Here is a 4,073-nt window from a genome sequence, read left to right as displayed (position 1 = left end):
ATCACCGAGGCCGGACGCCAAGAATTGGCGAAGAGTCGCCGCCGAGGTGACGGGGCAGAATGATGCAGAAATACCCAAGCCGTCAATCACATCACGCCCATAAGCTCACCAGGCTGTTGTTCAAAGGGTGCGCGGCCCAGTCCATCGGGCACCATGCCGTTTGCCTTGTGGTTCACATTGCCCACACCGAGGATGCCGCCAGGTACCAAGGCCCGGTGCGGTTCTGGAATTCGCAGTTGATGGAGGTGCTCGGGTTCAAAAGTCCGAAGCAGCTCAACAACGCTCGAGACGCCGCGATCAAGGCCGGTTGGTTGGTTTACAACCGCACGAACGACCGCAGCGTGGGGCACTACTGGACGATGATCCCCGAATCGGTTTCTGAATTCGATGACGCTCCAATCGAGCCTACGTGTTCCGATAACGGAAAGCATTCCGAAAACGGAACACAAAGCGGAAAGCTTTCCGAATCTGGAACACGAAACGACGGGAAGCTTTCCGAATCTGGAACGCATTGCGGAACACATAGCGGAAAGCCTTCTAACCCTATCCCTAACCCTAAGAAGTCCGCACTTCGTGCAGACGCCATTGATCTGGAATTGGCTCAGTGGATGTTCGGGCTGGTGAAGGCGGTGGCCCCGAAGGAAAAGCAACCCAACTTCGAAAAGTGGGGGAACACCATTCGGTTGATGCGTGAACGAGATGGGCACACCCCCGAGGAAATCAAGGCCGTGTTCCGGTGGGCCAACCAGGACGACTTTTGGAGGATCAACGTGCGGTGCCCAGACAAGCTTCGTCAGAAGTTCGCAACGCTCCATGCCAACACGATGAAAAACCAAGTGGCGACCGCCGGACCAGGCAAACAACCCAAGCGACGTTTGAGGGTGCCAGCATGAACGAAATGCCAAATGACATCGAAGCCGAAATGGGATTGCTCGGGGCAATGGTTTTGAGCCCATCGGTGATTGATGAAGTCGCCCCAGTCGTGCGGGCACAGGACTTCTACGTGGAGGCTCACCAGATCCTCTTCAATGCGGTTTCGCTCTTGCGAGCCGATCAGAAGCCCATCGACATCACGTTGTTGGTTTCGCACCTGCGTGAAGTTGGTGAGTTCGAGCGGATCGGCGGGGCGGCCTACCTCGCCAAGCTATCCGGGGCGGTGGCGAACGTCACAAACGCACGAGCCTATGCTCAGATTGTCGCCGACCGCGCCAAGTCGAGACGGATCATTGAGATTGCCAATGCCGCGATTGATGAGGCGATGAGCCCACAGAATGACCCGATGACGCTCGCGGGCACGATGAGGGCGAAGATCGACCAGGTTGCCGCCGATGCATCCGAGGGTGGAGGTTGCATGACGTTGCACGAGGCCGCCCAGATGCGTCTCGAGCTTCTGGACCACCCAGAGCGAAGCAGCCTGGGGCCATTGCTTCCAAGCGGAATTGATTGCATTGATGACACCTATGGTGGATTCCGTTCCGGTGGATCCTACGTCATTGCCGCGCGACCCGGCAAAGGCAAGTCGGCATTAATGAAGCAAATCGCCAATGCTTTGGACCTGCGAGGGCGGGCAACGCTCTTGATCAGTCTCGAGATGGAAGAACACGAGATCGCGGCACGGATCCTATCAGAACGTCTCGGGATCGATGGCAAGTTGTTTGAGGTTGATGAGCAAGGTGTTTGCCAAATCCCTGCTGAGCGAATGCCTGACCTTCGAACTGCGGTTGATGACTGCAAACACTCGTTGATGAAGATCCAAGCCCCCAAAGGCCGGCATGCGACAATGGAGGGAATCGCGGCCATTGCTCGATTGATGAAGGCAAAGCACGACATCAAGGCGTTGGCAATCGATTATCTCCAATTGATCCACAAGAGTGACCGCCGCCAATCTGACTACGAAACGGTGACGGAATGTTCCAAGGCATGCAAGCAACTCGCCAGAGAGCTTGGGATCGTCGTCTTATTGCTTTCGCAATTGAACCGCGACAACGAGAAGCAGCAGAAGACCGCAAGACGGCCGCGGCTATCAGACCTGCGTGATTCCGGCAGCATTGAACAGGATGCCGATGGCGTGCTGTTCTTGCACCAGCCGGATGAGACGGTGGACGACTACGAATTGGTGGTTCCGAAATGGCGGAACGATTCACCAGGACTATTTGACCTGCGTTTGGTTGGCGAGTTCACCAAGTTCGAGCCGGGGAACTTCCACCAAGAATTTGCGGGGTACTCAACATTATGAAACCCAAAGAACCAGACTCTCGCTATGTGTTCGCGACCTACCCCATCTGCCGTGCGTGCGGGAGTGCAAACATCAAGGCAACACGAGGTGCGAAAGATGTTGGCGAAGGCGTGCGGGAACGCCCCAGCAAATGCCACGACTGCGGGCAATTGCTGACGGTAGTTTTGGAACCTTCGAAAGATTATGCCTGAATCCTTCTAGATTCTAGAAGCCCCTTTGTTGACATCGCTACTATTCAGACATCGCAACCCAGGAACCATAAGGCCATCACATGCAAGACATCGATCTGACATCTGTCGGCCGGATTGCCGGCCAGTTCCAAACGCCAGTCACTCGTTTGATGGACATCATCAAGCAATTGAACATTGTGCCTCAGCAGCGGCTAAACGGTGTTGGCTACTACCACCCGAACGACGTGGAACGCATCGCCGCGGTGCTGCGAAAAACTCAAGAACCATCACAACCGATCACACACTGAACGCGGAGTTCAGTTGTTTGTCTCGACCCTCGCAAGGACTAAGAAACACATGACGACCCTACTCGACCGAATCCGTGGACTGCAGGAATCCTCAGAAGCCGACCGCCAGGCCGCTATTGAGAAGAACGAGAGCGATTTCATCGCAATCGCAATCCGCGATGTATCCGGCAAAAATCGTAAAGGTGACGCGGAACGCTTGTTGGAAGTGATGGAATCACTCGGTCGCACCGAAAGCGACTACATGAGCATGGTCAAGTCCATCAAGGAAGTTTGCACCGCGTTTGCCGAACGAGCGTTTCTCGAACAGACCCTGCCGGGGCTCGAGGATCTTTCGGAGCAAGCGAAGAAACGCCAGGAACTTTTGCAGGCCCTCTCAGTTCGCTTGCACACTGTCAGCGGTGCGTACTACCGGATCTCAGACCGGCAGTCCCGCCTTGCGATGCCAAAGAAACTGGACTTCATGACGAATGAAGACGGTGAACTCGCCCCAGCGTTGCGGCCGCTCGTTGAAAAGCAACTCGAGCAGCGAATCGAGGCGTGGGAATCTGCCACTAAATCAGCCCTTGAGTTGATGGACGAAGACGAGTTCTTCGCGAAGGCCCAAGAACTCAACATCTCAAACGAAGGTTGAAACGATTATGGGATCCAGTAACGGCAGACGTATTGTTCGCGACGGCAACAAGATCTTCTTACTCCCAAATGAAGATTCGAACCGCGACTACGCAGCAAGCAGACATCAAATCAACAGAGCATTCTTCTTTCCAAAGGACAAACCCGTGAATCAACAAGCAAACATTCAAGCCAGCGTTCAATCAGCGATGAACGCGGAACGCAATCGCAAGAACGAAATCAAGGCCATTGGAAACAAGTTTGGTTTCCAAGATGAGGCGGAACATTTTGCGGAAAGCGGAAAGACGGTGGAGGAATTTCACCAGCACATCTTGGCAAAGTCGCCAAGTGAACTGGAAGCCGCGCTTGCATCCACCACAGCCGCTCGAGAGGCGGAAACGCAACAAGCCGTTGCAGCGATCAAGCAACGCCGGAACGCACGACTTGGGACCGCTTAGGTCCATCGCTTTCGCTTTCCATGGCAACCGAACAACAAACACCCAGGAGCAAACCAGATGCGAAGCTATTTAGTCGTCGGGTTCATCTCGAACGCGAAGGATGAACCACCAAAGCAAATCCACTTTGGTACTGATCGCGCCGCGGCCATCGCGGAAACGAAAAAGCCCAGCGGGATGTTCCTGCGAAAGGAACTGCATGAGTTGGCGGTGCCATACATGCAGCAGCGATTCGACGAGGCAATGGTCTAGCTCGAGCCGTCTTTAGAGTCGGCGGCTCGGGCCAGTGAGGGGG

7 protein-coding genes are annotated in these 4,073 nt (G+C 54.9%); all 7 read left to right on the top strand.

Annotation, left to right across the window (positions count from 1 at the left end):
* Positions 1-215: 215 nt before the first annotated feature.
* The 7 genes from ACF8AM_RS04250 to ACF8AM_RS04220 all read left to right on the top strand — a co-directional run bounded on the left by ACF8AM_RS04250 (position 216) and on the right by ACF8AM_RS04220 (position 4,030).
* The gene (locus ACF8AM_RS04250) at positions 216-893 is read left to right on the top strand and encodes a phage replication protein (protein ID WP_392554439.1); all 678 of its coding nucleotides are present in this window, start codon (positions 216-218) and stop codon (positions 891-893) included.
* Positions 890-2,236, top strand: coding sequence for a replicative DNA helicase (locus ACF8AM_RS04245; RefSeq protein WP_392554438.1), 1,347 nt, complete (start codon positions 890-892; stop codon positions 2,234-2,236). The genes ACF8AM_RS04250 and ACF8AM_RS04245 overlap by 4 nt, the downstream gene beginning before the upstream one ends.
* Positions 2,233-2,427 (top strand): hypothetical protein, encoded by a 195-nt coding sequence (locus ACF8AM_RS04240; RefSeq protein ID WP_392554437.1) that lies wholly within the window; start codon positions 2,233-2,235, stop codon positions 2,425-2,427. The genes ACF8AM_RS04245 and ACF8AM_RS04240 overlap by 4 nt, the downstream gene beginning before the upstream one ends.
* A gap of 80 nt (positions 2,428-2,507) precedes the next feature.
* Positions 2,508-2,714: a hypothetical protein gene (locus tag ACF8AM_RS04235; protein WP_392554436.1), complete on the top strand. Its 207-nt coding sequence runs from the start codon at positions 2,508-2,510 to the stop codon at positions 2,712-2,714.
* A gap of 49 nt (positions 2,715-2,763) precedes the next feature.
* The gene (locus tag ACF8AM_RS04230) at positions 2,764-3,345 is read left to right on the top strand and encodes a hypothetical protein (RefSeq protein WP_392554435.1); all 582 of its coding nucleotides are present in this window, start codon (positions 2,764-2,766) and stop codon (positions 3,343-3,345) included.
* Between the two features lie 145 nt (positions 3,346-3,490).
* Positions 3,491-3,781: a hypothetical protein gene (locus ACF8AM_RS04225; protein ID WP_392554434.1), complete on the top strand. Its 291-nt coding sequence runs from the start codon at positions 3,491-3,493 to the stop codon at positions 3,779-3,781.
* A gap of 57 nt (positions 3,782-3,838) precedes the next feature.
* A complete protein-coding gene (locus ACF8AM_RS04220; RefSeq protein ID WP_392554433.1) occupies positions 3,839-4,030 on the top strand; it encodes a hypothetical protein in 192 nt (63 codons plus the stop codon).
* The last annotated feature ends 43 nt before the right edge of the window (positions 4,031-4,073 follow it).

Origin of the sequence: Rhodopirellula sp. JB055, from assembly GCF_043100905.1 — a bacterium.
In the GTDB taxonomy this organism is placed as follows: Bacteria; Planctomycetota; Planctomycetia; order Pirellulales; family Pirellulaceae; genus Rhodopirellula.
This window is presented reverse-complemented; position numbering and strand designations above follow the sequence as displayed.

Excerpts from the sequence above, each read along its gene's own strand:
- ACF8AM_RS04245 (WP_392554438.1), top strand. The coding sequence starts at position 890 with ATGAACGAAATGCCAAATGACATCGAAGCCGAAATGGGATTGCTCGGG.
- ACF8AM_RS04240 (WP_392554437.1), top strand. The coding sequence starts at position 2,233 with ATGAAACCCAAAGAACCAGACTCTCGCTATGTGTTCGCGACCTACCCC.
- ACF8AM_RS04235 (WP_392554436.1), top strand. The coding sequence starts at position 2,508 with ATGCAAGACATCGATCTGACATCTGTCGGCCGGATTGCCGGCCAGTTC.
- ACF8AM_RS04230 (WP_392554435.1), top strand. The coding sequence starts at position 2,764 with ATGACGACCCTACTCGACCGAATCCGTGGACTGCAGGAATCCTCAGAA.
- ACF8AM_RS04220 (WP_392554433.1), top strand. The coding sequence starts at position 3,839 with ATGCGAAGCTATTTAGTCGTCGGGTTCATCTCGAACGCGAAGGATGAA.